Annotated in this window: 24 protein-coding genes, 1 pseudogene and 1 riboswitch; of the genes and pseudogenes, 4 read left to right on the top strand and 21 right to left on the bottom strand. The window is 72.3% G+C overall.

The window, feature by feature from the left end; genetic code table 11:
- The first annotated feature begins 10 nt into the window (after positions 1–10).
- Entirely contained in the window at positions 11–922 is a 912-nt protein-coding gene (locus AC0ZLC_RS15965) for a transketolase family protein (RefSeq protein WP_476752621.1), read from the top strand.
- A gap of 154 nt (positions 923–1,076) precedes the next feature.
- Here the strand turns inward: AC0ZLC_RS15965 and AC0ZLC_RS15960 are convergent, their stop codons facing one another.
- The 12 genes from AC0ZLC_RS15960 to AC0ZLC_RS15905 all read right to left on the bottom strand — a co-directional run bounded on the left by AC0ZLC_RS15960 (position 1,077) and on the right by AC0ZLC_RS15905 (position 11,788).
- Complete coding sequence (locus tag AC0ZLC_RS15960) at positions 1,077–1,436, bottom strand: MmcQ/YjbR family DNA-binding protein (protein WP_476752620.1); 360 nt, start codon at positions 1,434–1,436, stop codon at positions 1,077–1,079.
- Positions 1,437–1,480: 44 nt separating this feature from the next.
- Entirely contained in the window at positions 1,481–2,008 is a 528-nt protein-coding gene (locus AC0ZLC_RS15955) for an N-acetyltransferase family protein (protein ID WP_476752619.1), read from the bottom strand.
- Positions 2,009–2,013: 5 nt separating this feature from the next.
- Positions 2,014–2,586 (bottom strand): helix-turn-helix domain-containing protein, encoded by a 573-nt coding sequence (locus AC0ZLC_RS15950; protein WP_476752618.1) that lies wholly within the window; start codon positions 2,584–2,586, stop codon positions 2,014–2,016.
- 66 nt (positions 2,587–2,652) lie between these two features.
- Positions 2,653–3,555 carry a LysR family transcriptional regulator gene (locus AC0ZLC_RS15945; protein ID WP_476752617.1) on the bottom strand — a complete coding sequence of 301 codons (903 nt, stop codon included), beginning with the start codon at positions 3,553–3,555 and terminating at the stop codon, positions 2,653–2,655.
- A 43-nt stretch (positions 3,556–3,598) separates the two neighbouring features.
- Positions 3,599–4,792, bottom strand: coding sequence for a glycine C-acetyltransferase (locus tag AC0ZLC_RS15940; RefSeq protein WP_476752616.1), 1,194 nt, complete (start codon positions 4,790–4,792; stop codon positions 3,599–3,601).
- Positions 4,793–4,847: 55 nt separating this feature from the next.
- Entirely contained in the window at positions 4,848–5,876 is a 1,029-nt protein-coding gene (tdh, locus tag AC0ZLC_RS15935; protein ID WP_476752615.1) for an L-threonine 3-dehydrogenase, read from the bottom strand.
- A 167-nt stretch (positions 5,877–6,043) separates the two neighbouring features.
- Positions 6,044–6,634, bottom strand: coding sequence for a GAF domain-containing protein (locus tag AC0ZLC_RS15930; protein ID WP_476752614.1), 591 nt, complete (start codon positions 6,632–6,634; stop codon positions 6,044–6,046).
- A gap of 61 nt (positions 6,635–6,695) precedes the next feature.
- A complete protein-coding gene (locus tag AC0ZLC_RS15925) occupies positions 6,696–7,295 on the bottom strand; it encodes a GTP-binding protein (RefSeq protein ID WP_476752613.1) in 600 nt (199 codons plus the stop codon).
- Positions 7,273–7,644, bottom strand: a complete 372-nt coding sequence (locus AC0ZLC_RS15920; RefSeq protein ID WP_476752881.1) for a DUF742 domain-containing protein — start codon at positions 7,642–7,644, stop codon at positions 7,273–7,275. The genes AC0ZLC_RS15925 and AC0ZLC_RS15920 overlap by 23 nt, the downstream gene beginning before the upstream one ends.
- 2 nt (positions 7,645–7,646) lie before the next feature.
- Complete coding sequence (locus AC0ZLC_RS15915) at positions 7,647–8,081, bottom strand: roadblock/LC7 domain-containing protein (RefSeq protein WP_476752612.1); 435 nt, start codon at positions 8,079–8,081, stop codon at positions 7,647–7,649.
- 56 nt (positions 8,082–8,137) lie between these two features.
- Positions 8,138–10,162, bottom strand: a complete 2,025-nt coding sequence (locus tag AC0ZLC_RS15910; protein ID WP_476752611.1) for a sensor histidine kinase — start codon at positions 10,160–10,162, stop codon at positions 8,138–8,140.
- Positions 10,163–10,519: 357 nt separating this feature from the next.
- Entirely contained in the window at positions 10,520–11,788 is a 1,269-nt protein-coding gene (locus tag AC0ZLC_RS15905) for an MBL fold metallo-hydrolase (protein WP_476752610.1), read from the bottom strand.
- 258 nt (positions 11,789–12,046) lie between these two features.
- On the opposite strand from AC0ZLC_RS15905, the gene AC0ZLC_RS15900 reads away from it, so the two are divergent.
- Both AC0ZLC_RS15900 and AC0ZLC_RS15895 read left to right on the top strand, forming a co-directional pair.
- A complete protein-coding gene (locus AC0ZLC_RS15900) occupies positions 12,047–13,237 on the top strand; it encodes a Glu/Leu/Phe/Val dehydrogenase dimerization domain-containing protein (protein ID WP_476752609.1) in 1,191 nt (396 codons plus the stop codon).
- A 227-nt stretch (positions 13,238–13,464) separates the two neighbouring features.
- The gene (locus tag AC0ZLC_RS15895) at positions 13,465–14,085 is read left to right on the top strand and encodes a TetR/AcrR family transcriptional regulator (protein ID WP_476752608.1); all 621 of its coding nucleotides are present in this window, start codon (positions 13,465–13,467) and stop codon (positions 14,083–14,085) included.
- Between the two features lie 63 nt (positions 14,086–14,148).
- Here the strand turns inward: AC0ZLC_RS15895 and AC0ZLC_RS15890 are convergent, their stop codons facing one another.
- The 4 genes from AC0ZLC_RS15890 to mscL all read right to left on the bottom strand — a co-directional run bounded on the left by AC0ZLC_RS15890 (position 14,149) and on the right by mscL (position 17,848).
- Complete coding sequence (locus AC0ZLC_RS15890; protein WP_358851948.1) at positions 14,149–14,934, bottom strand: SGNH/GDSL hydrolase family protein; 786 nt, start codon at positions 14,932–14,934, stop codon at positions 14,149–14,151.
- A gap of 270 nt (positions 14,935–15,204) precedes the next feature.
- Entirely contained in the window at positions 15,205–16,059 is an 855-nt protein-coding gene (locus tag AC0ZLC_RS15885; RefSeq protein WP_476752607.1) for a M23 family metallopeptidase, read from the bottom strand.
- A gap of 2 nt (positions 16,060–16,061) precedes the next feature.
- Positions 16,062–16,219: riboswitch (cyclic di-AMP (ydaO/yuaA leader) on the bottom strand.
- Between the two features lie 463 nt (positions 16,220–16,682).
- Positions 16,683–17,189 (bottom strand): phosphatase PAP2 family protein, encoded by a 507-nt coding sequence (locus AC0ZLC_RS15880; RefSeq protein ID WP_476752606.1) that lies wholly within the window; start codon positions 17,187–17,189, stop codon positions 16,683–16,685.
- A 164-nt stretch (positions 17,190–17,353) separates the two neighbouring features.
- A complete protein-coding gene (mscL, locus tag AC0ZLC_RS15875) occupies positions 17,354–17,848 on the bottom strand; it encodes a large conductance mechanosensitive channel protein MscL (protein WP_476752605.1) in 495 nt (164 codons plus the stop codon).
- Between the two features lie 259 nt (positions 17,849–18,107).
- On the opposite strand from mscL, the gene AC0ZLC_RS15870 reads away from it, so the two are divergent.
- Complete coding sequence (locus tag AC0ZLC_RS15870) at positions 18,108–18,905, top strand: tyrosine-protein phosphatase (RefSeq protein WP_476752604.1); 798 nt, start codon at positions 18,108–18,110, stop codon at positions 18,903–18,905.
- A 70-nt stretch (positions 18,906–18,975) separates the two neighbouring features.
- Here AC0ZLC_RS15870 and AC0ZLC_RS15865 read toward each other — a convergent pair whose 3' ends face one another.
- From AC0ZLC_RS15865 to AC0ZLC_RS15845, 5 genes and pseudogenes are all read right to left on the bottom strand, one after another.
- The gene (locus tag AC0ZLC_RS15865; protein ID WP_081221928.1) at positions 18,976–19,092 is read right to left on the bottom strand and encodes a DUF6126 family protein; all 117 of its coding nucleotides are present in this window, start codon (positions 19,090–19,092) and stop codon (positions 18,976–18,978) included.
- 32 nt (positions 19,093–19,124) lie between these two features.
- Positions 19,125–19,763: a helix-turn-helix domain-containing protein gene (locus AC0ZLC_RS15860; protein WP_476752603.1), complete on the bottom strand. Its 639-nt coding sequence runs from the start codon at positions 19,761–19,763 to the stop codon at positions 19,125–19,127.
- A gap of 67 nt (positions 19,764–19,830) precedes the next feature.
- Positions 19,831–21,321, bottom strand: coding sequence for an aspartate aminotransferase family protein (locus tag AC0ZLC_RS15855; RefSeq protein WP_476752602.1), 1,491 nt, complete (start codon positions 21,319–21,321; stop codon positions 19,831–19,833).
- Complete coding sequence (dxs, locus tag AC0ZLC_RS15850) at positions 21,318–23,213, bottom strand: 1-deoxy-D-xylulose-5-phosphate synthase (protein ID WP_476752601.1); 1,896 nt, start codon at positions 23,211–23,213, stop codon at positions 21,318–21,320. The genes AC0ZLC_RS15855 and dxs overlap by 4 nt, the downstream gene beginning before the upstream one ends.
- Positions 23,214–23,243: 30 nt before the next feature.
- Positions 23,244–23,413 (bottom strand): annotated as a pseudogene (locus AC0ZLC_RS15845) (flavodoxin-dependent (E)-4-hydroxy-3-methylbut-2-enyl-diphosphate synthase); the annotation flags it as partial.

Here is a 23,413-nt window from a genome sequence, read left to right as displayed (position 1 = left end):
AAACACCCCCATGGACACCATGCGCGACCGCTTCGCCCCCGTCGTCACGCGGCTGCTCGACGAGGATCCGCGGGTCGCGGTCGTCCTCGCGGAGATCGGCGCGGACGGCTTCGCGGAGGCCCGGCGCAGACATCCGGACCGGGTGATCAACGTCGGTATCCGCGAGCAGCTCCTCGTCGGCACGGCCGCGGGACTCGCGCTCACCGGGCTGCGGCCGGTGGCGCACACCTTCGCCAGTTTCCTGGTGGAGCGGCCGTTCGAGCAGGTCAAGCTGGACCTCGGGCATCAGGACGCCGGTGCGGTCCTGGTCAGCGCCGCCGCCTCCTTCGACTGGCCGGCCGGCGGCTTCACCCACATGTCACCGGGTGACGTGGCGCTCCTCGACACGCTGGACGGCTGGACCGTGCACGTCCCCGGCCATCCGGACGAGGCGGAGACACTGCTGCGCCACGCGGTCGCCGCCGGGGACGACAAGGTGTACGTGCGGCTGTCCGTGCAGTCGAACGCGCGCGGGCGGGCCGTCGACGGGGCGCGCCTCCTCACCGTCCGGGAGGGGCGCGCCGGTGTGGTCGTCGCCGTGGGCCCGATGCTCGACGGCGTGCTCGACGCGACGGAGGGACTCGACGTGACGGTCCTGTACGCGGCCACGGTCCGGCCCTTCGACGCGGCGGGGCTGCGCCGGGCCACCGGTTCGGGCGCCGCGGACGTCGTCCTGGTCGAGCCGTATCTGGCGGGTACGTCGACGACCGCCGCCAACGACGCGCTCGCCGACCTGCCGCACCGGGTCCTCGGTCTCGGCGTGGGCCGCCGTGAACTGCGCCGGTACGGCACCGTCGACGAACACGTGGCCGCCCACGGGCTCGACGCGGGGACGTTGCGGGAGCGGATCGGCGGGTTCCTGGGGGCGGGGGCGCACGGGTGAGCGTCCGGCGGGTTTCTGGGGCGGGGGCGCACGGCTGAGCGTCAGGCGGGTTCCTGGGGCGGGCTCCAGGAACGTGAGTTTTTGCCCGGCGAGGCGGGAGCGGCCGGCCCGGCGGCCGTCCGGAGCCGGTGCCGAGGCCGCCGTGACCGTCGCGTCAGCCGGTGGCCGGGGGCCCCAGCTCCGGGTGGGAGTCGAGGAGCCGGGGCGGGGCCGCCTGGCGCCAGGAGTCGGCCAGGATGTCGCGCAGTTCGTCCTCGTCCTCCAGGGCGGCGAGGCGGACACGGACCCAGGCGAAGTTCGCCTCGTGGCCGGCGATCCAGAACTTCCCCGGCTCGGCCAGGGCCAGTTCGTCGCGCTCCTCCTTGGGGCAGCGGACGGCGATGGAGGTCTCGTTCTCGGGCAGCGTGGCGAACATCTTGCCCGCGACCCGGAACGTGGGCATGCTCCAGGCGGTCTTCTCCGTCGTTTCCGGCAGGGAGAGGGCGATACGGCGTACGTCGTGGGCATCCGGCATGGATCGCACCGTAGCGAAGGGCACTGACAATCACCCGGTGGGGGTCAGCCGGGTGGAGTTGCAGGTCCCACGTGTTTGTAGAAGATCGTCGTGGCGTGCAGCGCGCCCTCGGGGGTCGCCGCGTAGTCGGGTATCGCACCGACCCGTGTCCATCCGGCGGAGCGGTAGAGGGACTCGGCGGGGCTGCCGGTCTCCGTGTCGAGGTGCAGAAGTGTGACGCCGGCCGCGGCCGCCGCGCGCTCGGCGGTCGCCAGGAGCCTGCGGCCGAGGCCCTGGCCGCGGCCGTCCCGGTGCACCATCAGCTTCACCACTTCGGCGCGGTGCCGGCTGTTGGGCCTGCCGGGGAAGGCAAGGCCGACGGTGCCGGTCACCCGGCCCCCGGTGCGCGCCGCCCAGACGGCGAGCCCTCCGGCGGCGACCGCTTCGGCCCGCCCCCGCCACCAGTCGGCTGCCTCCGCGGGGCCGAGCGGCGCGAGGAACCCCACGGAAGCCCCGCCGTCCACGGTGTCGGCCAGCAGGTCCGCCAACTCATCTGCGGCAGAGAGGAGTTCGGCTGCACTCAGCCTGGACACGGCGGTCACGGCAGCACCACCGCCAGCGCGTACCGCGCGCCTTCGGGGCCGGGTGCCCGGAAGCGGGTCGGCCCCCAGACTTGCATGCGGAGGCAGTCTCCTGCGGCGAGGTGATGCTCGACGTCCCGCACGGTCACGTCGAGGCTCCCGGCCAGGACCCAGATGTGCTGTTCGAGACCGGGGACGGGCGGACGGTCGTACGCGATGTCGGCGCCCGCCGTGAGCCGGCCCTCGACCAGTTCGCCGCGCAGGCCCGCGTGGGGAGGGGACACCGACCGCCGTACGAAACCGGACGCCCTGTCCTCCCAGACGGCCTGGTCCGCGGCTCGCACGAGCGGGTCGGGAGCCGCCTCGACCTCGCTGAGCAGCTGCGACATGGTGCGTCCGTAGACACCGCACAGGCGGTTCAGCAGTGAGGCCGTGGGGCTGGTCTCCGCCCGCTCGGCCCGGGAGAGCGTCGAGCGGCTCACCCCGCTGCGCTCCGCCAACTGCCCCAAGGAATAACCGTGTTCGGCCCGCAGCTCGGCCAGTCTGGCCGCCAGCCGGGCATCGACGGCACCCTCCACATCGTCTCTCATATTCGGGATGCTATCCCAGATGTGAAACACACCGTCCAGCAGAGAGGCGGCAGGGCTTCCGTCCCCCTACGCCGTCGCGGCCTCCGCCAGCGCCTCCAGTACCGGGCGGATCAGCGGATGCCCCTCCGCGCCACGACGCACGGCGGCGAAGACGCGGCGCGTGGGAGCGGTGCCGTCGACGGGGCGCACCACCACACCCGCGAGGTCCATGCCGCGCAGGGCCGAGCGGGGCACCAGGGCGACCCCGGCGGCCGCCGAGGCGAGGGCGACGACGGCCCTGAAGTCGTCCGAGGAGTGCTCCAGACGGGGCTGGAATCCTGCGTTCTCGCAGGCCAGGACGACCACGTCGTGGCAGGGGTTGCCGGGGTAGGGGCCGATCCAGGGATCCTTGGCGAGCTCGGCGAGCGGCACCTCCCCCGCGTCGGCGAGCCGGTGGGCGACCGGAACGACCGCGTCGAAGGGCTCGGCATAGAGCGGGACGTGCGTGAGGCGCGGGTCGTCGGCGGCCGGGGCGCCCCGGTACTCGACGGCCACCGCGACGTCGACCTGCCGGTCCAGCACCATGGGCAGGCTGGCGTCGCCCTCGGCGTCCTGGACGCGGAGGCGGATGCCGGGCGCCGTCAGCGCGAGGCGGGCCAGCGCCGGAGCCACGACCAGACCGATGCCGGTCGCGAAGGCGGCGACGGTGACCGTGCCCGCGGCCCCCGAGCTGTACGCCGCCAACTCCGCTTCCGCGCGCTCCAGTTGAGCGAGGACCACGTTCGTGTGGGTGAGCAGGATCTCGCCCGCGGGGGTCAGCCGGACGCCCCGGGCACCCCGCTCGACGAGCCGGTGGCCTGTCTCCTGTTCGAGCGCGGCGAGCTGCTGGGAGACGGCCGACGGCGTGAGATACAGCGCGGCGGCAGCCGCCGTCACCGTGCGGTGGTCCGCCACCGCACGGAGGATGTGGAGCCGCCGCGCCTCGATCATGCGACCGATTCTCTCAGGCCGGGAGGACCGGTATGTCCCTCCCTCAGGCGCCCAGCTCCGCGCGGGCGGCCACGAACGCGTCCACCGCCCGGTTGACGTCCTCGGTCGAGTGGGCGGCGGACAGCTGCACCCGGATCCGCGCCTGGCCCTGCGGGACCACCGGGTACGAGAAGCCGATCACGTACACACCGCGTTCCAGGAGCAGCTCCGCAAGGCGTCCCGCGACGGTCGCGTCGCCGATCATGACGGGGGCGATCGCGTGGTCGCCGGGCAGCACGTCGAAACCCTCCTCCGTCATCCGGGAGCGGAACAGCGCCGTGTTGGCGGCGAGCTTGTCGCGCAGGTCACCGGCCGACTCGAGCAGGTCGAGGACCTTCAGGGACGCCGCCGCGATCACCGGGGCGAGCGTGTTGGAGAAGAGGTACGGGCGGGAGCGCTGGCGCAGCAGGGCGACGATCTCGGCGCGGGCGGCCACGTAGCCGCCGGACGCGCCGCCGAGGGCCTTGCCGAGGGTGCCGGTGATGATGTCGACGCGGTCCATGACCCCGTGCAGCTCGGGGGTGCCGCGGCCGCCGGGGCCGACGAAGCCGACGGCGTGCGAGTCGTCGACCATGACCATGGCGTCGTAGCGGTCGGCGAGGTCGCAGATCTCGCGCAGCGGCGCCACGTAACCGTCCATGGAGAAGACGCCGTCGGTGACGATGAGGCGGCGCCTGGCGTCGGACGCCTCCTTGAGCTTCTGCTCCAGGTCCGCGAGGTCACGGTTGGCGTACCGGAAGCGGCGGGCCTTGGACAGCCGGATGCCGTCGATGATCGACGCGTGGTTGAGGGCGTCGGAGATCACCGCGTCCTCCGCGCCGAGGAGGGTCTCGAAGACACCGCCGTTGGCGTCGAAGCAGGAGGAGTACAGGATCGTGTCCTCCTGGCCGAGGAACGCGGACAGGCGCTGCTCCAGCTCCTTGTGCACCTCCTGCGTGCCGCAGATGAAGCGCACGGAGGCCATGCCGTAGCCCCAGCGGTCGAGTGCCTCGTGGGCGGCGGCGACGACCTCGGGGTGGTCGGCGAGGCCGAGGTAGTTGTTCGCGCAGAAGTTGAGGACCTCACCGGGGCGGCCACCGGCGGTGACACTCACCGTCGCGGACTGCGGGGTGCCGATGACGCGCTCGGGCTTGTGCAGGCCGGCGGCGCGGATCTCGTCGAGGGTGGCGCGCAGGTCGTCGCGCACGGAGTCGAACATGGAAGGGCTCCAGGAGTTGCGTGGGGGCGGGTGGGCCGAAGCGCCGGACCCGGGATCAGGCGGTCCAGTCGAGGATGACCTTGCCGCCGCGGCCGCTCGCCGCGTCCGCGAAGGCCGCCTCGAAGTCGCGGTAGCCGTACCGGCCGGTGATGACGGGGGCGAGGTCGAGGCCGCCTTCGAGCAGCACCGACATCGCGTACCAGGTCTCGAACATCTCCCGGCCGTAGATTCCCTTGATCGTGATCATGGACGTCACGATCCGGGCCCAGTCGACCGGGAACTCCTGGGCGGGCAGCCCGAGCATGGCGATCCGGCCGCCGTGGGTCATGTTGGCGATCATGTCGCGCATCGCCTCGGGGCGGCCCGACATCTCCAGGCCGATGTCGAAGCCCTCGCGCAGGCCGAGCGCGCGCTGCCCGTCCGCGATGGTCGCCCTGCCCACGTTCAGGGCGAGGCTGACGCCGATCTTGCGGGCGAGTTCCAGCCGCTCCTCGCTGACGTCGGTGATGACGACGTTGCGGGCGCCGGCGTGGCGGGCCACGGCCGCGGCCATCAGGCCGATCGGTCCGGCGCCGGTGACCAGGACGTCCTCGCCGACCAGCGGGAAGGAGAGCGCCGTGTGCACCGCGTTGCCGAACGGGTCGAAGATCGCGGCGATGTCGAGGTCCACGGGCACCCGGTGCACCCACACGTTGGCCGCGGGCAGCGCCACGTACTCGGCGAACGCGCCGTCGCGGCCGACACCGAGGCCCACCGTGGCCCGGCACAGGTGGCGCCGGCCGGCCAGGCAGTTGCGGCACTTGCCGCAGACCAGGTGGCCCTCGCCGCTGACCCGGTCGCCCACCTTGATGTCGGCGACGTCACGGCCGGTCTCGACGACCTCGCCGGCGAATTCGTGGCCGACGACGAGCGGGGTGCTGATCGTCTGCTGCGCCCAGCCGTCCCAGCTGCGGATGTGCAGGTCGGTGCCGCAGATCCCGGTCCTGAGGACCTTGATCAGTACGTCGCCGGGGCCGATGGACGGCTCGGGTACGTCCGTGAGCCAGAGGCCCGGCTCCGCCTTCTCCTTGACCAGCGCCTTCAACGCTACGGCTCCTGTGGGTGAGGTCCCGGAGACGGGGCACGCCGAAGTGGCCCGGACCCGGGGAAAGGGGTGAGATCCCCCAGGAATCTGCCGTACGACGACGGTCCCGGTCCATCGAGGTTTTCTTAAGCGGCGCCGCAGCTTTGCTTCACGCCCCGGCGGCCAAGTCAGCTGCCGTCGCTCTCCCGGAGTGCGATCTGCGCGACCAGGTCCGACGCCATCGACTTGATGGTCTCCAGGCCCGCCCTGCCCCACGGGCGGGGTTCGACGTCGACGACGCAGACCGTGCCGAGGGCGATCCCCGTGCGGTCGATGAGCGGAGCGCCCAGGTAGGAGCGGATCCCGATCTCGTCCACGACCGGGTTGCCGGCGAACCGCGGGTAGTCGCAGACGTCCTCCAGGACCAGTGCCTTGCGGCGGACCACCACATGGGGACAGAAGCCGTAGTCGCGAGTCAGGTGGCGGCCGAACCGGCGTGTGCCGCCGTCGGCGGTCGCGGCGGTGATCAGCCGTGCGCCCGATCCGGTCCCGTCGGGCGTGTGCAGACCGGCGAAGAACTGCCGTTTCTCGTCAATGAAGTTGACCATGGAGTACGGCACCGCGGCGACCTCGGCGAGCCGGTCCGCGAAGGCGTCGAAGGCCGGTTCGGCGCGCTCGCCCAGGCCCAGCAGACGCAGCCGCCGCACCCTCGCCGGTGCGTCCTTGTCCTCCGGGGTCAGCAGCAGACGACCTGCCGGACGCGGCGGGTCGTAACTCATGGGCGGACTCCTCGACCTGGGGGTGGGTTCATGGACGGGCTCCCTGACCCGGGGGCCGGGCTCACGTGTGGGCTCCGTGACTCGGGGCGCGGGTCGGCGCGTGGGCGAGGAGATGGCGTACCAGCGTGAGCAGGGTCTGCACACCTGAGCTGGAGATCCGGGCGTCGCAGCGCAGCACGGGGATCTCCGGGTCGAGGCCGATGGCCGCGCGCACCTCGTCGGGGTCGTAGCGGTACGAGCCGTCGAACTCGTTGATCGCGACGATGAATCCGAGACCGCGCTGCTCGAAGAAGTCGACGGCGGCGAAGCAGTCCTCCAGGCGGCGGGTGTCGGCGAGGATCACCGCGCCGAGCGCGCCCTCGGAGAGCTCGTCCCACATGAACCAGAACCGCTCCTGTCCGGGAGTACCGAACAGGTAGAGCACGTGTTCCGGGTCCAGGGTGATGCGCCCGAAGTCCATCGCCACGGTCGTCTCGACCTTGTTCTCGATCCCGTCGAGGTTGTCGGTCGCGGCGCTGACCGTGGTGAGCAGCTCCTCGGTGCTGAGCGGCGCGATCTCGCTCACCGCGCCGACGAACGTCGTCTTGCCGACCCCGAACCCGCCCGCCACCAAGATCTTCAGTGCGGTGGGGAACGGGTCAGAGCTGTCGTCGTAGTCCATCGAGCACTGCCTCCAGAAGAGACCGGTCAGTGGGGTGGTGGTGGAACTCGGGGGGCTTCGTGGTCAGCGCCCCGCAGTCGACGAGGTCGGACAGCAGCACCTTGGTGACCACCACCGGCAGCCTCAGATGCGCGGCGATCTCCGCGACCGAGAGCGGCCCGCGGCACAGTTCGAGCGCCTGGGTGTGCTCGGGGCCGAGGTATCCGAGGGGGGTCGCCCCGGTGGTCATCACCTGCGAGAGCAGGTCGAGCTCGGTCGTCGGCCTGGTCCGGCCGTTGCTGACCGTGTAGGGGCGCACGAGCCGTCCGGCCGCGTCGTCGAGCCAGGGCCCGTCGCCGGCCGCGGCCACCCTCACGGCCTCATCGCCGACGGTTCGACGGCGGTCCGCCTGGGCGCGGTCATGAGATACGGCCGGACACTCTTGACCAGCATCGCCATCTCGTAGCCGAGCACCGCCGCGTCGGTCTCGCGTCCGGCGAGTACGGCGAGGCAGGTGCCGGAGCCCGCGGTGGAGACGAACAGCAGCGTCGAGTCGAGCTCGACGACGACCTGGCGTACGTCGCCGCCCTCGCCGAAGCGGTGTCCGGCGCTGCGTCCGAGGGAGTACAGGCCGGAGGCCAGGGCCGCCATGTGGTCGGCACTGTCCGTGTCGAGGCCGTGAACCGACCTCACTAGTCCGTCGCAGGACAGGAGTACCGCGCTCGTGGTGTGCGGTACGCGCTGGACGAGGCCGCTCATCAGCCAGTCGAGATCGGATACCTGGCCGGTCGGCGCATCGCTCGCCATGGTGGATCGACTCCTTGGGATACGAAGGTCTGCGGGAGCGGTGGGGGTGGGGGTGGTCATCCGGCCGGTGCGCTCCCGTCGTGCCGGGTGGTGAAACCGGGGCCGGGCGCGGGCGCGATCTCGCGCGCTGCCCTCGTTTCGTGCCGCCCGGACGCGTGGACGGAGTGGGCTTCGGCTGTGTGCGGCGCGTCCGGCCCCATGTGGCCCGGCTCCATGTGCTCCGGGGGGAAGTGATCCGGCCCCATGTGGCCCGGTCCCGTGTGGCCCGACTGCGCGTGGTCCGGTCCCGTGTGGTCCGGCCGCGTGTGACCCGGCTGCGGGTGGTCCGGCTCCAGCTGGGCGGCCTCCGCGAGGCCGATCCCGCGCTGGAACGCGGCCATCAGGCCGGGGTCGTGGCCGACGTGCTGCCCGTCGTCCGGGCGGGGTGTGGACACCGGGCCGGCGCGGAGCTGCGGGGCGAGGTGGTCCTGGGCCCGCCTGCGGGGCAGCTGGGGCGGCCTGCCCATGGTGCCGCGCACCGCGCCGTTGCGCGGCACGGGCGGCGTGATCGCGTTCTGCGCCACCGTCCGCCGGTCCTCCGGGCGGACGCCGGGCACGGCCGCCGCCGGAGTGGGCCGCTCCTGGCGGGCGCCCCGCAGCGGCAGCGGCGCCGGACCGCCGTCGCCGCGGGAGACGGGCGCGGGAGCCCCGCCGGCCGGCTCCGGCTCACGGGGCTCCCGCGTCTGCCGCGGCAGGGAGGGGGAGGCGGCGTGCCGGGGCGCCGACGGCTCGGGCGCGGGCCCGGTGACGGCGGGCTGCTCGGGACCGGCGTCCGCTCGCGGCGGGTCCACGGCCTCCCGCGGCGGCGTCCGGGGAATGGCCCCGGTGGTCTCCGGACCCGTCCCGAGCAGCGCCCGCGGCACGACGAGTACGGCCTGGACACCGCCGTAGATGTTGGTCTGGAGCCGGACGTGGATGCCGTGCCGCCGGGCCAGCTGCGAGACCACGAAGAGGCCGATGCGGCCGTCCTGCAGCAGGCTGGCGACATTGACCTGGTCGGGGTCGGCGAGCAGGGCGTTCATCTTGTTCTGCTCGCCCATGGGCATGCCGAGGCCCCGGTCCTCGACCTCGACGGCCAGCCCGGAGGTGACGAGACTGGCGCGCAGCAGCACCTGGGTGTGCGGGGCGGAGAAGACGGTGGCGTTCTCGACGAGTTCGGCGAGGAGGTGGATGACGTCGGCGACCGCGTGTCCGCGCAGGGTGCCGTCGATCGGGGGCACCAGCTTGACCCGCGAGTACTGCTCGACCTCGGCGATGGCGGACCGCAGCACCTCGGTCGTGGTGACGGGGTTGCTCCACTGGCGGCGCGAGACGGCACCGCCGAGCACGGCGAGGTTCTCGGCGTGACGCCGGATGCGGGTGGCGAGGTGGTCGACGTGGAAGAGGCCCTTGAGCAGGTCCGGGTCCTCGATCTCGTTCTCCAGCTCGTCGAGGATGGAGATCTCCCGGTGCACGAGGGACTGGAGGCGCCGGGCCAGATTGACGAAGACCTCGACCTTCTGCTCGCTGCCCGTGTGGCTGGAGAGCTGTGCGGCCTGGACGACCGCGGTCGCGGCGCCGTCCTGGGCGCGGACCAGGTCGGCGGCGAGCAGCTCGAACTCGTCGGCGTCCGGGGGCGGCCCGCCGCGCGGCTTGCGCGCGGGTGCCGGCTCGCCGCGGCGCAGGGTCTCCAGGAGGGCGCGCAGGTCGGCCTGGCCGCGGGCGGTGGTGCGGCGCAGGGCGCCGACCCGGTCGCCCACGGTCCTGGCGGCACGGTCGGCGGCGACGGCGGCGATCACGATCCCCGCGAGCGCCACACCGACCGCTCCGGCGAGCACGGCCCACAGGCCAGGGCTGGGGCGGGCGCCGGCCGTGCGGAGCATGAACAGCACGGCGGCGCAGGCACTGAGGGCCACGGCGGTCGGGGGCAGGACGGCCAGGCGCAGCAACTGAGACCGTATGTGGGTCTCGGGCAGCGGCGGAGTGGCACGGGCGGCCGGTCGCCCGTGCCGTCCGCCCTCACGGCGGTCTGCGCGGGCGGCCGGTGCGCGGAGGTGAGACATCGGCGTCCTCGTACTGGTGCGTCGGGGGCACGGGGCCCCCGCGGGTCTGCGCGACTCGGTCGTGCGCCATCGCGGTGCCGGTCGGCGGGGCCGAAGACACCGACGCCACGTCGCCCGACGGCAACTCACAGTAGTCGGCAACGCGTGAGATGCGGTGGGCAGTTGACAAAGTCCCGCGGAAGCCGTCCCGCTCTGGTATGAGGGTTCGCACGACAAGCCGACCAGTTCCTCGGACAGACGTTCCCGTCGAGCACCGACTCGATCGAACCTGGTCAGGAGTGGTCCAGAGCGAACGGCGAAGGGCCGGGGAGCGATGCGCTCCCCGGCCCTCGGCGTACGGCGTCTCGTCCCGGGCGGTCACCCGGCAGGAACGGTCTCCGGCTCTCCGGTGCCCTCCGCGGCCTTGGTCGAAGGATCACTCTGCGTGGTCGCGGTGGTGATGCCGGTGGTCGTGGCGGTCTCCGCGGGCTCGCTCCAGCCGCCTTCGGGCTCCCGGGCGACCCCGCGCCACCAGGGCTCGGACGGGACGGTTGCGGCCGTCGGCTCGAACGGTTCCCCGACCCGCGGCAGGGCGATGCGCGCGCCCGCCGCACGACCCGCGTCGATCGTCCCCTCGCCCGGCTCCACCCACGGGTGCGTCGCGAGATTGAACGTCGCCCAGTGGATCGGCATCATCACGCCGGCCGGCCGGCCGCCCTGAAGATCCAGGTGGGCTCGCATGCCCTCCTCGGGTGTCATGTGGATGTCCGGCCAGAAGTCGCTGTACGCGCCGACCTGGATCATCGTCAGGTCGAACGGGCCGTGTCCGGCGCCGATGTCCCGGAAGCCCTCGAAGTAGCCGGTGTCCCCGCTGTGGTAGATCCGGTGCTCGTCGCCCGAGACGGCCCAGGAGGCCCAGAGCGTGTGCTGGGCGTTGCGCAGGCCGCGGCCGCAGAAGTGACGTGCGGGGGTGGCGGTCAGGGAGAGACCGCCCACCTTCGTCGTCTCGTTCCAGTCCAGCTCGCGCAGGCGGTCGGCCGAGACGCCCCAGCGCTCCAGGTGCGCGCCGACGCCGAGCGGCACCGCGAACACGGTGTCCGTGCCGGCGAGGGCCTTGATGCTGGGCATGTCGAGGTGGTCGTAGTGGTCGTGCGAGATGACGACGACGTCGACCGGGCCGAGGGCGGCCAGGGGCAGGGGCACGGGGTGCAGCCGCCTGGGCCCGGCGAAGGGGAACGGGGAGCAGCGCTCGCCCCAGACCGGGTCGAAGAGCACCCGGTGCCCGTCGATCTCCGCCAGCACGCTGGAGTGCCCCATCCAGGTGATCCGAAGTCCGCTCACGGCGGGCCTGTCCAGGTCCGCGAGCGTCGTGGGGTGCACCGGCACCGTCCCGGCCGGGAAGCGGTGGACGCGCTCGTCGCGGCGGAAGTAGACCTTCGCGAAGTCGACCATGGAGCCGTCGGGCCTGATCCGGGCGCTCTCCGGGTTCTTGAAGACGCCGTCGGCGAAGTGGGGTGATCTGCGGATGCGCTCGAGGCGCTCGCCGCTCGGATCCGCGCCGAAGGCGGCGGGCCGCAACGAGCGGAGCCCGGAGCTCGGGAGACGGGAACCGGTCACGGCAACCTCCAGGTGGAGTCGGTCTGACATTCCATTATGGTCCGCCCCTCCGACAGGCCCGGATCGGCCGGGTGACGACAAGGTGTCCGGGAACCTCCGGCACCGGGCCGCCCTGCCGGGCCCGCGCCCTCCGGAGCACCCGGTCCGCCCGCCCACCCGGGCCCGGACTGACCCGTCGTTCAGTAGATGCCGTCACGCGGATATCATCCCTGCGGATCCCGAACCGGGGGCGCGGCCCGGCCGGCCGTCCCGGCGGGCCAGCCGCCGATCGCCGTCCCTGGAGCCCGCATGACCGCCCTCGCCGACGCCCCGCTCATCCGGCTGACCTGGACCGACCACGTCACCGGGCGCACGGGCCACCTCGTCGTCGACCGGCTGGTACGGGGCGTCTCCAGCGGCGGACTGCGGATGCGGGAGGGCTGCACGGTGGACGAGGTCGCGGGGCTCGCCCGCGGCATGACCGTCAAAGAGGCCCTGCACTACAACCCCGAGGGCCACTACATCCCCCTGGGCGGCGCCAAGGGCGGCATCGACTGCGACCCCCGGCATCCGGACGCGTACGGCGTGCTCGTGCGGTATCTGCGCGCCATGCGCCCCTATGTCGAGACCGTCTGGGCCACCGGGGAGGATCTCGGCCTGACCCAGGACCTGGTCGACCGGGCGGCGGCCGAGGCGGGGCTCGTCTCCTCCGTCCAGGCGGTGTATCCGCTGCTCGACGACGAGGCGGCGGCCCGCCGTCGCCTCGCGGACGCCTTCGCGGTCGAGGTGGACGGCATCGGGCTCGACGAGCTGGCCGGCGGCTGCGGTGTCGCCGAGTCCGTCCTCGCCGTGCTGGACCGGGCGGGGGTGCCGTACGCGGGAACTCGGGTCGCCTTGCAGGGGTTCGGCACGATGGGCGGGGCGACGGCGCGGTTCCTCACCCGCGCGGGGCTCATCGTGGTGGCCGTCGCCGACGTAAAGGGCACGATCGCCAACCCCCGGGGGCTCGATGTGGAGACGCTGCTGGCCGCGCGGGACGCGTACGGGACGGTCGACCGCGGCGCGCTGCGTCCCCGGGACCGTGAACTGCCGGGCGACGCCTGGTTGTTCACCGACGCCGAGGTCCTGGTGCCGGCCGCTGTCTCGTACGCGGTCGACACCGTCAACCAGGCCGCGATCACGGCCCGTTGGATCGTGGAGGCCGCCAACATGCCCGTCCTGCCAGGGGCGGAGGACCTGCTCGCCGCACGCGGGATCACGGTCCTGCCGGACGTGGTGGTCAACTCCGGTACCAACGCCTGGTGGTGGTGGACACTGTTCGGTGACATCGGTCCCGACGCGGACGAGGCGTTCGCGTACCTCCGTCGCGCGATGCGCGTCCTGATCGACCGCGTGCTGGCACGTGCGGAGGCCGACGGCACGACTCCCCGGGCGGCGGCGCACGCCGTAGCCGCCGACCGGCTGCCGGTGATCGCGGAACGGTTCGGCTGGTACCGGTGACGGGCGGCGGCCCCTGCGGAGGACGGTCGCGATACGGATGCCGGTGCCGGTCCGGCTCCGGTGACGGACCGGCTCCGGTGACGGACCGGCTCCGGCGACGGAGGCACCCGCCCACGCCCGAGCAGGGCCGGGGCGGAGTCGGAGTCGGAGTCGGAGCAGCCCAGGCGTTCGCGGCGAGGCCGGGCCGGGCGTCCGGAGTGTGCTGCGCGACCGATTAGGGTTGCCGCGTGGCGAGAGTGCGGTTGAGTGTGGTCCAGCGGCGCGAGGAGATGCTGCGGGCGGCCATCGGACAGATCGAGGAGCGCGGTGTCGCGGCCGTGCGCATCGCGGACGTGGCTGCGGCGCTCGGGGTGAGCAACGCGCTGGTGCTCTACCACTTCTCGACGAAGGAGAAACTGGTCGCCGAGGCGTTCGCGTTCGCCGCCGAGGACGACCTCGCCCGGCTCCGCAAGCTGCTGGGCCGGCGCACGTCGGCGCTGCGGCGGCTGCGGGCGGCCGTCCGCTGGTACGCGCCGACCGGCCAGGCCAAGGGCTGGCGGCTGTGGATCGAGGGCTGGGCGGTGGCCCTGCGCGAGCCGGGGCTGCGCGAGGTCACTCAGCACCTCGACCGGCAGTGGAAGGCCGCGCTCGCCGAGGTGATCGCGGAGGGCGTGGCCGCGGGGGAGTTCCGCTGCCCGGACGCCATGGACGCGGCCCTGCGGCTCACTGCCCTGCTGGACGGTCTCGCCGTGCAGATGACGGCCTACCCCGGCGCGGTGTCGCGGGCGCGCACCCGGGCATGGGCGGACGAGGCCCTCGCCCGCGAACTGGGCCTGGAGCGCGAGGCCTTGACGTCACCGCCCGGCTGAGCCGCCCACTCAGCCGCCGTACCGGGCGCACCGCCCGCGCACCCGGGTCCTGTGCCCGGCCCCTCACACCGCCGGTGCGATCCGCAGCTTGATGTCGTCCGGTGACAGGCTGCCCTTGGCCGCCACATGGTCCCCGGAGGACTGGCCGCGCAGTCGGCGGCCGATCCACGGCACCAGGTACTCGCGCGCCCACTGGATGTTGTCGCGGCGCACCTCGAAGGTGCCGCGCGGAGGCAGCGGGGGCCAGGGCTGGTCCGGGTCCGCCGGGACCTCGAGGCCGAGGACCTGGCCGGCCCGCAGGGCGACCCGGGTGTGTCCCTCGGGCGACAGGTGGAGACGGTCGCCGTCCCAGGCGCGCCGGTCCTGGATGGTCTTGAGCGACCACAGGTCCAGCACCGGGCAGCCGTAACGGTCGGCGATGGCCCGCACATGCCCGTTGTACGTGGCGATCTTGCCGCGCAGATGCCTGAGCACGGGCATGGTGCGGGTGTCGAACCCGGTGGTCACCATGACGGTACCGACGGCCGAGGCGAGGTCGGCGACCGCGCGCTCGAAGCGCTCGGCGACCTCGTCGGGGTCGGTTCCCGGCCGGAGAATGTCGTTGCCGCCGGCGCAGAAGGAGACGAGGTCCGGTGCCAGTTCCTTGGCCTGCCGAAGCTGGCCCTCGACGATCTGGTCGAGCAGTTTGCCGCGTACGGCGAGGTTGGTGTAGCCGAAGTCGCCCTCGGGGCGCCGGTCGGCGAGCAGTACCGCGAACCGGTCGGCCCAGCCGACGAAGGCCCCGTCCGGACCGGGATCGCCGACGCCTTCGGTGAAGCTGTCCCCCACCGCCACGTACGACCCGATCACTGATCTGTTGTCACTCTTCGAATCGTCTGCCACATCGGCCCATGATTCCCCTCCGATGTGAGCTACGCGACCGTAGGAAGGGGTTGACGGTCGGTGAGATAAGCCACTCGTCAAGTGTTGGTCAACCTCGGAATAAGGCGGTGCGCAGGGGCGGTTGACGAGCCTCAACGCCCGGAAGCACGGGCTCCGCACTTCCCGTCGCCGACGCCGTGCACGCCGGAGGCCGGACCCCGGGGATCGGGGTCCGGCCTCCGGTGGAGTGGGCGGGCGTCAGCCGACGGAGACGCCGTGTGCGCGCAGGTACGCGACGGGGTCCACGTCCGAGCCGTAGTCCGGGGTGGTGCGGATCTCGAAGTGCAGGTGCGGTCCGGTGACGTTGCCGGTCGCACCGGACAGGCCTATCTGCTGGCCGCCGGTCACGGTCTGCCCGGCCGAGACCGACAACGAGGACAGGTGGGCGTACTGGGAGTACAGGCCGTCGGCGTGCCGGATGACGACCTGGTTGCCGTACGCGCCGCCCCAGCCGGCCGAGACGACGGTGCCAGGTCCGACGGCCTTGAGGGAGGTGCCGGTCGGGACCACGAAGTCGACGCCGGTGTGATAGCCGCTGGACCACATGCTGCCCGCGGTCTTGTAGGCGGTGCCGACGGTGGCGCCCGCGACCGGCATGGTGTAGCCGGAGCTGCTGGTGGCCGCGGCCGGAGCGGCCTGCGTCTTCGTCGTCTGGGTGGTCTTGCCGGACGACGGGGCGGCGGGGGACGCGGCCTTGCCGCCGAGCGTCAGCTCCAGACCCGGGTGGATCAGCGCCGGGTCGCCCCCGATGACCGCGCGGTTGTCCTGGTAGAGCTTCTTCCAGCCGCCGGTGACGTGCTGCGTGTCGGCGATCTTCGCGAGGGAGTCGCCGGCCTTCACCGCGTAGGTCTTCGTCGCGGCCTTCTGGGCGGCGGCCGGCGCGGCGGCGGCCTTCTCCGGAGCGGCGGAGACGGCGGCCGCGGGAGTCGCGGCGTGGGCGCCCGCGGCTCCCATCAGCGGCAGGGCGAGTGCGGCGCCACCGGTGCCGACGACGGCGATCGAGCGGGTCAGGCGCAGGGACTTGGGACGGCGGTGCTTACCCTTCGCGGGCATGGTGCATTCCTCTCCGGCGCCTGCGAGGTGAGCTGTCGGGTGCGAGCTGGAGATGCCCGGCCGCGTTGCGCGCGGCTCAACCCCTAGCCTGTCCGGAGACCGGAACAGGCGTCGTACCTGTGGGTCCCCCGCTCCTGCCGTGGACGGGTGAGTGTGCGGGATTCCGGGCGGCGGCAGGATTGGGCGTCCGTCCGGAGTGAGGGTGAACGTAGGCGACATGAGAGGGCGTCGACAAGCTTGTGGGTTTTCTGTGCACACCCATTTCTTGATCCATGTCCGGATTGCCGGTCACTGTCCGTCGACGAGTGATCTTTCCGGGTCGGCAATCGCCCGGTAATCCCGCAGACTTGAGAAACCGGGTTCACGACGCATTGTCACCGGTATGACGCTGCTCACGCGCCACCCCGCCAGGAGGCCCTTATTCCCTACCAGTTGGACTGATGCGGCTAAACAGGACAGAAGGTCCAGACGGTACCTTGAGGGACATCTGACGCACGCCGTCCGGCGGCCGCCGGGACAAACGGACGGCGACGGCGGACCGCTCGTGGAGACGCGGCCCGCCGAGGGCTCGGACGGCCACCCGCACCGAGGCGGCCACGGTGGAGAGCGGTGCTCCCCGGGGCTCACCGCAGCAGACGCAGCGCCAGCCGGGGGCTCTTGCGCACCAGAGCGGCAGCGGCAAGGCCGATCAACGCTCCGGCCGCGACGTCGGACGGATAGTGGGCGCCGGTGTGCACCCGTTCGGTGGCCACCATCGCGGCCGGAACCGCACACACGGCGCCCGCCAGGGGCCACACCGCCGCCACCGCCGCCGTGAACCCCACGCCCGCGGCGGTGTGCCCGGAGGGGAACGAGGAGGAGTCGGGCCGCTCGTGCACGTCCTCGTGCGAGATCCATTCCTTCGGCGGCCGCTCCCGCTCGAACACCTGCTTGAGCACGGCGTTGGACACCAGCTCCGCCACAGCCATGCTCGCCAGTCCCGCGACAGCGGCCCGACGGCCTCTCCAGCCGCCCAGGGACATGACGGCGGCGGCACCCCACCACAGCTTGGTGTGCTGGGCGGCGTCCTCCACCGCCGGCAGCACGCGCCGCGCACAGTCCGACTGCCACGCGGCGACCCGCCGCGTCAACCGATGATCCTTTTCACGAAGGTCCGCCCATGCGTTCATGGGCTGCGACTTCCCGCCCGGGACGAGTCGTAACAGGCGTCGGCCCGGCATCCGCGTGGCAGCTCGGACATGAGCGTCCCGGGCGGGGCAGCCTGCGTGCCGCCCCGCCCGACAGGCCGACGTTCTCACCGGTCCTGACGAGCCGGTACGGTGCCGTCCGCCGACGCCACCGGAACGGTGCCGTCCGCCGCGGACCGGTCCGTCACCTGCGCCGGGAGCGCCGGCAGCGGACTGGTGCAGGACGCGCAGCGGCGGGCCTCCGTGGGCACGGGGCTGAGGCATTCGGGGCACTCGCGCTTGGGTGCCTGCACGTCGTGGCTCGGCGCGAAACGCTGGTGCAGCTTGTTCACGGGCAGCACCACGAGGAAGTACAGGGCGGTCGCGACGAGCAGGAAGCTGATGGCGGCGTTGATGAACGCCCCGTACGGGAATTCGGTCCCGCCCACCGTGAAGGTCTTGCGGCTGAGGTCACCGGTGGTCCCCGACGCCAGACCGACCAGCGGGGTCAGGAAGGCCCGGACGAAGCCGTTCACCACGGCGGTGAACGCCGCACCGATGACGATGCCGACCGCCAGGTCGACCACATTGCCGCGCAGGATGAATCCGCGGAAGCCCTTCACCTGTCACTCCTCCATCTGCCTGGGTCACCACCCTCCGGTGCGGGTGGTCCCCGCACGGCCCGGCGCCCTACACGCGACGTCTTACCGGCTTCGGCCCCGGGCAACCTTCGGTCATGTCGTCGCGCGTCGCGGTACTCCGCCAGGGATGCGCCGCCTGTGGACAACTCATTGCCCCAGGAACCCATGTCGTATCGTCAAGAGCGCATCCGGTCGGTGAGCTACGCCGAGCAGCGCCGTCGGACGAGTGGGAGGAGCCCCCGTGACGCAGCAGATCCCGTCGACCGAGCCAGAGCTGGCCGGTGTGCGCAACTTCCGTGACGTGGGCGGCCTGCCCACCACGGACGGTCGGCGAGTGCGGTACGGGCGGTTGTTCCGCAGCGGCCACCTCGCGCACGCGACCCGGGAGGACGCCGCGTTCCTGGCCTCGCTCGGCCTCCACACGATCTTCGACTTCCGTAACGCCGCGGACCAGAGGCTGGAGGGCCCGGACGTCGAGCTGCCGGGCGTGCGGAACGTGAATCTGCCGCTGAGCGATCCTGCGGACGGCGCCGAGTTCTGGAAGATGGTCCGCGACGGCGACCTGGAGCAGCTGCGCGCGATCCTCGCCGACGGCAAGGCGGCGGACCGGATGACCGGCTCCTACCGCATGATCATCCGGGAGCGCACCGCAGAGCACTCGCGCGTGCTGCACGCGCTGGCCAAGGACAGTGTGCCCGCCCTGATGCACTGCGCGGCGGGCAAGGACCGCGCCGGCCTGTCGATAGCGGTGACCCTCCTCGCCGTCGGTGTCGAGCGCGACGCGATCCTCGCCGACTACCTGGAGTCGAACGCCGCGCACCGCCGGTACAAGGTCCACCGCAGCAGCTCCGCGGCCTCCGCCTACTCCCCCGAGGTCATGGAGCTGCTCAGCCCGCTCTTCGACGCCCGCGCCGAGTATCTGACGGCCGCCTTCGAGACGATCGAGGCGACCTGGGGCGGGACCGACGCCTACCTGGAGCAGGGGCTGCGGGTCACCCCGGAACTGCGGGAGCGGCTGCGCGACCGGCTCCTCGACTGAGGAGTCCCCGGCCCGGGGTCCTGACGGCCGGCCTCCCGCCGGCCGGCCGAGCCGGGACGCCCCCCTTCGGCTACTGGTTCTGCGCGCCCAGTGTGAACAGCAGATAGACGAAGGCCGCGAACAGGTGGCCCACGGCCACGTAGATGATGAGCCGCACCCACAGCGCGCGCGGGAACTTCTCCTCCATGGACCGCCGGGACCCGGGCTCCGTGGGTTCGGTCATGACGTCTCTCCTGGTGTCGGGTGGCCGGTCACCGCGCCGAGGCACAGCGCGGTGGTGGGACTCTGCAGCAGTGTGTGGACGAAGAGCAGCTCGGCCCCGGCGCGGTCGGCGGCGGCCAGGCGGTGCGGGGTGAGCGAGTCGAAGTGCGCGCTGTCCCCGGGCGCCAGGACGTGCGCGGTGCCCCCGAGGCGCAGGCGCAGCCCGCCGTTCAGGACGTACAGCCACTCCTCGCCGGGGTGGACGCGCACGATGTCGCCCTGCGCCCCGTGGGGCACGTGCACGCGCAGTGCCTGCATGCCGCGGCCGGGGGCGCCCGCCTGCCAGTAGGTCCAGCCGCCCGCCGTGCTGGGCTCCAGGTCGGCGGCGCGCATCACGGCGTCCCGGTCGGCGACGCTCTCGCCGAGCAGCTCCGAGACCGTCGTACCGTAGACGCGGGCGAGCGCGAGCAGCATCGGCAGCGAGGGCTGGCGCTGCCCGGTCTCCAGCCGCGAGAGATGGGCGGGCGAGAGATGGGCGGCGCGCGACGCCGCCTCCAGGGTCAGGGAGGCACGGCGGCGCAGTGCGCGCAGCTGCGGGGCGACGGCGGGCAGGTCGTCCCCCGGTCCGGGAGGGTGCGTACCCTCGGCAGGGCTCATACCGTCCATTGAGCCGCAGCGCTTGCCTCCGAGGCAAGTTTGTTGCCTCGGAGGCAAAAGAAGTGGGTCAGCGGTTCGCGACCGCCTGCTTGACCAGGGTCTTCCCGAAGTCCCACATCAGTCCGCCCCCGCTGTGCGCGTCGTCCATGACGGCGGTGAAGGCCTCCACGAACCGGTCCACTTCGCGCTCCCCGATGATCAGCGGCGGAATCAGCTTGATCACCTCCAGGTGATCGCCGGAGACCTGCGTCAGGATGCGGTGCCGTTGCAGCAGCGGCACGACCACCATCTGCGCGAACAGTCCCTTCCGCGCGGCCTGGAGCATCGTCCACCGGCTGCGCAGCTTGAGCGACCGGGGCCGGCCGAACTCGATGCCGATCATCAGGCCGCGGCCACGTACGTCACTGAGCAGCTCGTACCTGTCGATGAGCGCGGTGAGCCGGGACTTCAACTGCTCGCCCGTCGCCCGGGCGTTGGCGACCACCTGCTCGTTCTCCAGCACGGAGAGCACGGCGAGCCCGGCCGCCATGGCCTGGGCATTGGATCCGAAGCTCGCCGAGTGCACCAGAACGCGGTCCATCGACGAGTAGACCTTCTTGAAGATCCAGTCCCTGCCGAGCGTCGCGCCGACCGGCACGTAGCCGCCGGACAGCGCCTTCGCCACACAGACCAGGTCCGGCTCCACGCCCTCCTCGTGCTGGTAGGCGTAGAAGTCGCCGGTCCGCCCGAGCCCGGTCTGCACCTCGTCGGCGATGAGCAGCGCCTTGTGCCCGCGCAGCAGCTCCTGGGCCGCGCGCAGATAGCCGGGCGGGGCCTCGAGCACACCCTTGCCCTGAATGGGTTCGACGATCAGGGCGGCGACGTCGCCCTTCTTCAACTCCCGCGCCAGGGCGTCCAGGTCACCGAGCGGGACGGCCGTGTCGGGCAGCAGCGGCGCAAAGCCGTCGCGGAAGCCGCTCTCGCCGTTCACGGACAGCGAGCCGGTGGTCAGCCCGTGGAAGGCGTGCGAACAGAACAGGACGCGCGGCCTTCCCGTCGCGTACCGGGCGAACTTGAGGGCGGTCTCGACGGCCTCCGTCCCGCTGTTGCCGAAGAACACCCGGTCCAGGTGCGGGCTGTGGGTGAGCAGCTTCTCCGCGAGCAGTCCGGGCAGGGGCTGGCAGTCGAAACGGGTGAGGTCGGCGAGTGAGGCGTCGAGGACGTCGTGCAGCGCCTTGCGGACGACGGGGTGGTGGCGGCCGAGGCCCATCACGCCGAATCCGGCGAGCATGTCCAGGTAGTCGTTGCCGTCCGCGTCCCAGAAGTGCGCCCCCTCGGCCCGCTCGTAGACCTTGTCGAAGCCGATGGTGTGCAGCATGCGCGGGAGCTGGTGGTTGAGGTGCTTGGTGTGCAGCTCGTAGCGCTCGCCGCCGCGCTCGGCCAGGAGCTCGCCGAGATCGAACTCACGCGCACCGGGAAGCGGCTCCCCGGAAGGGGAGTTGGCGGAAGGGGAGTCCCCGGGCAGGGGCCTCCCGGTGACGGGCTCCTCCGAGGGAGCCGTCCCTGAGGGGATGGTCATTCCTGTTTCTCCTTGGCGAACTGGTCCTTCGCCGCCAGGCCGGCGCTGATCCGTCCGGCGATCTCGACGGGCGTGAGGCCGATGTCCGCGAGCACCTCACCGCGCTTGGCGTGCGCGAGGAACTGCTCCGGAATGCCGAACCTCCTGACGGGTACGTCGACTTCGGCGTCACCGAGGGCGAGGGCGACGGCGCCGCCGACCCCGGACGCCCTGCTGTTGTCCTCCACGACGGCGACGAGACGGTGCCGGGCGGCGAGGCCCGGCAGCGCGGGATCGACCGGCTTGACCCAGCGCGGGTCGACGACGGTGCAGCCGGTCCGCCGGGCCTCCAGCAGTTCGGCGGCCTTCAGGCACACCGGCGCCATCACGCCGACGGCGACCAGAAGCACCTCGGGCCGCTCGGCGCTGTGCAGGACGTCCATGCCGCCGACCCGGCCGACCGCGGGGACGGCCGGACCGACCGACTCCTTGGGGAAGCGGACGAGCGTCGGGGCGTCGTCGACGGCGACCGCCTCGCGCAACTGGGCCCGCAGTTGGCCGGCGTCGCGCGGCGCCGCGATCCTGAGCCCCGGCACGACCTGGAGGATGGACATGTCCCACATGCCGTTGTGGGAGGCGCCGTCCACACCGGTGACGCCCGCCCGGTCCAGTACGAAGGTCACCCCGCACCGGTGCAGCGCGACGTCCATCAGCAACTGGTCGAACGCCCGGTTGAGGAAGGTCGCGTAGACGGCGACCACGGGATGCAGGCCTCCCGTGGCCAGCCCGGCCGCGGACACCGCGGCATGCTGCTCGGCGATCCCGACGTCCCAGACCCGGTCGGGGAACCGCTCGGCGAACTCGCCGAGCCCCACCGGGTGCAGCATGGCCGCCGTGATCGCCACGACGTCCTCGCGCTCCTCCCCGATGCGGACGATCTCGTCACCGAACACCGAGGTCCAGGACGGCCCGTTGGCAGGCGCGAGGGACTCGCAGGTGAGCGGGTCCATCACCCCGACCGTGTGGAAACGGTCCTCCTCGTGCGCGAGAGCGGGTTCGAAGCCGCGGCCCTTCTCGGTGAGGCAGTGGACGAGAACCGGCCCGTGAAAGCCCTTGGCGCGCCGCAGCGCCGACTCGACGGCAGCCATGTCGTGCCCGTCGATCGGCCCGACGTACTTGAGCCCAAGGTCCTCGAACATGCCCTGCGGCGCGAACGCGTCCTTGAACCCCTTCTTCGCGCCGTGCAGCGACTCGTAGAGGGTGTTCCCGACGACAGGCGTCCGCAGCAGTACGTCCTTCCCCCAGGCCAGCGCCTTCTCGTACCCGTCTGTCGTCCGCAGGGTCGCGAGGTGGTTGGCCAGGCCGCCGATGGTCGGGGCGTACGAGCGCTCGTTGTCGTTGACGACGATGATCAGCGGACGGTCCCTGGCGGCGGCGATGTTGTTCAGCGCCTCCCACGCCATGCCGCCGGTCAGCGCGCCGTCCCCGATGACCGCGACGACGTGGCCGTCCCCGCCCCGCACCTCGCGTGCCTTGGCGAGACCGTCCGCCCAGCCCAGCACGGTCGACGCGTGGCTGTTCTCGATGACGTCGTGCTCGGACTCCTCGCGCGACGGATAGCCGGAGAGGCCGCCCTTTCCGCGCAGCTTGGAGAAGTCCTGGCGGCCGGTGAGCAGCTTGTGCACATAGCTCTGATGGCCGGTGTCCCACAGGATGCGGTCGACGGGCGACTCGAAGACCCGGTGGAGCGCGACGGACAGTTCCACCACGCCCAGGTTGGGCCCGAGGTGACCCCCGGTCCTCGCGACCGCCTGCACCAGGAACTCGCGTATCTCAGTGGCCAGTTCGCCGGTCTGCGCCTCGGACAGCGCCTTCAGGTCGCGCGGTCCCCGGATGCTCTCCAGAATGGTCACTCTCGGGCCCCCTCTCGGTCCGTTTCCGCTTCAGATCACCGTCACCGCGGGTGTCCCCGTGACGGCGGGGGCGCCGGAGGCGATGCCGTCGGCCTCCATCTGCTCGGCGAGTTTCATCGCCTCTTCGATGAGGGTCTCGACGATCTTCGACTCGGGAACGGTCTTGATGACCTCGCCCTTGACGAAGATCTGCCCCTTGC

Source organism: Streptomyces sp. GLSS-08, assembly GCF_056387915.1.
This window is presented reverse-complemented; position numbering and strand designations above follow the sequence as displayed.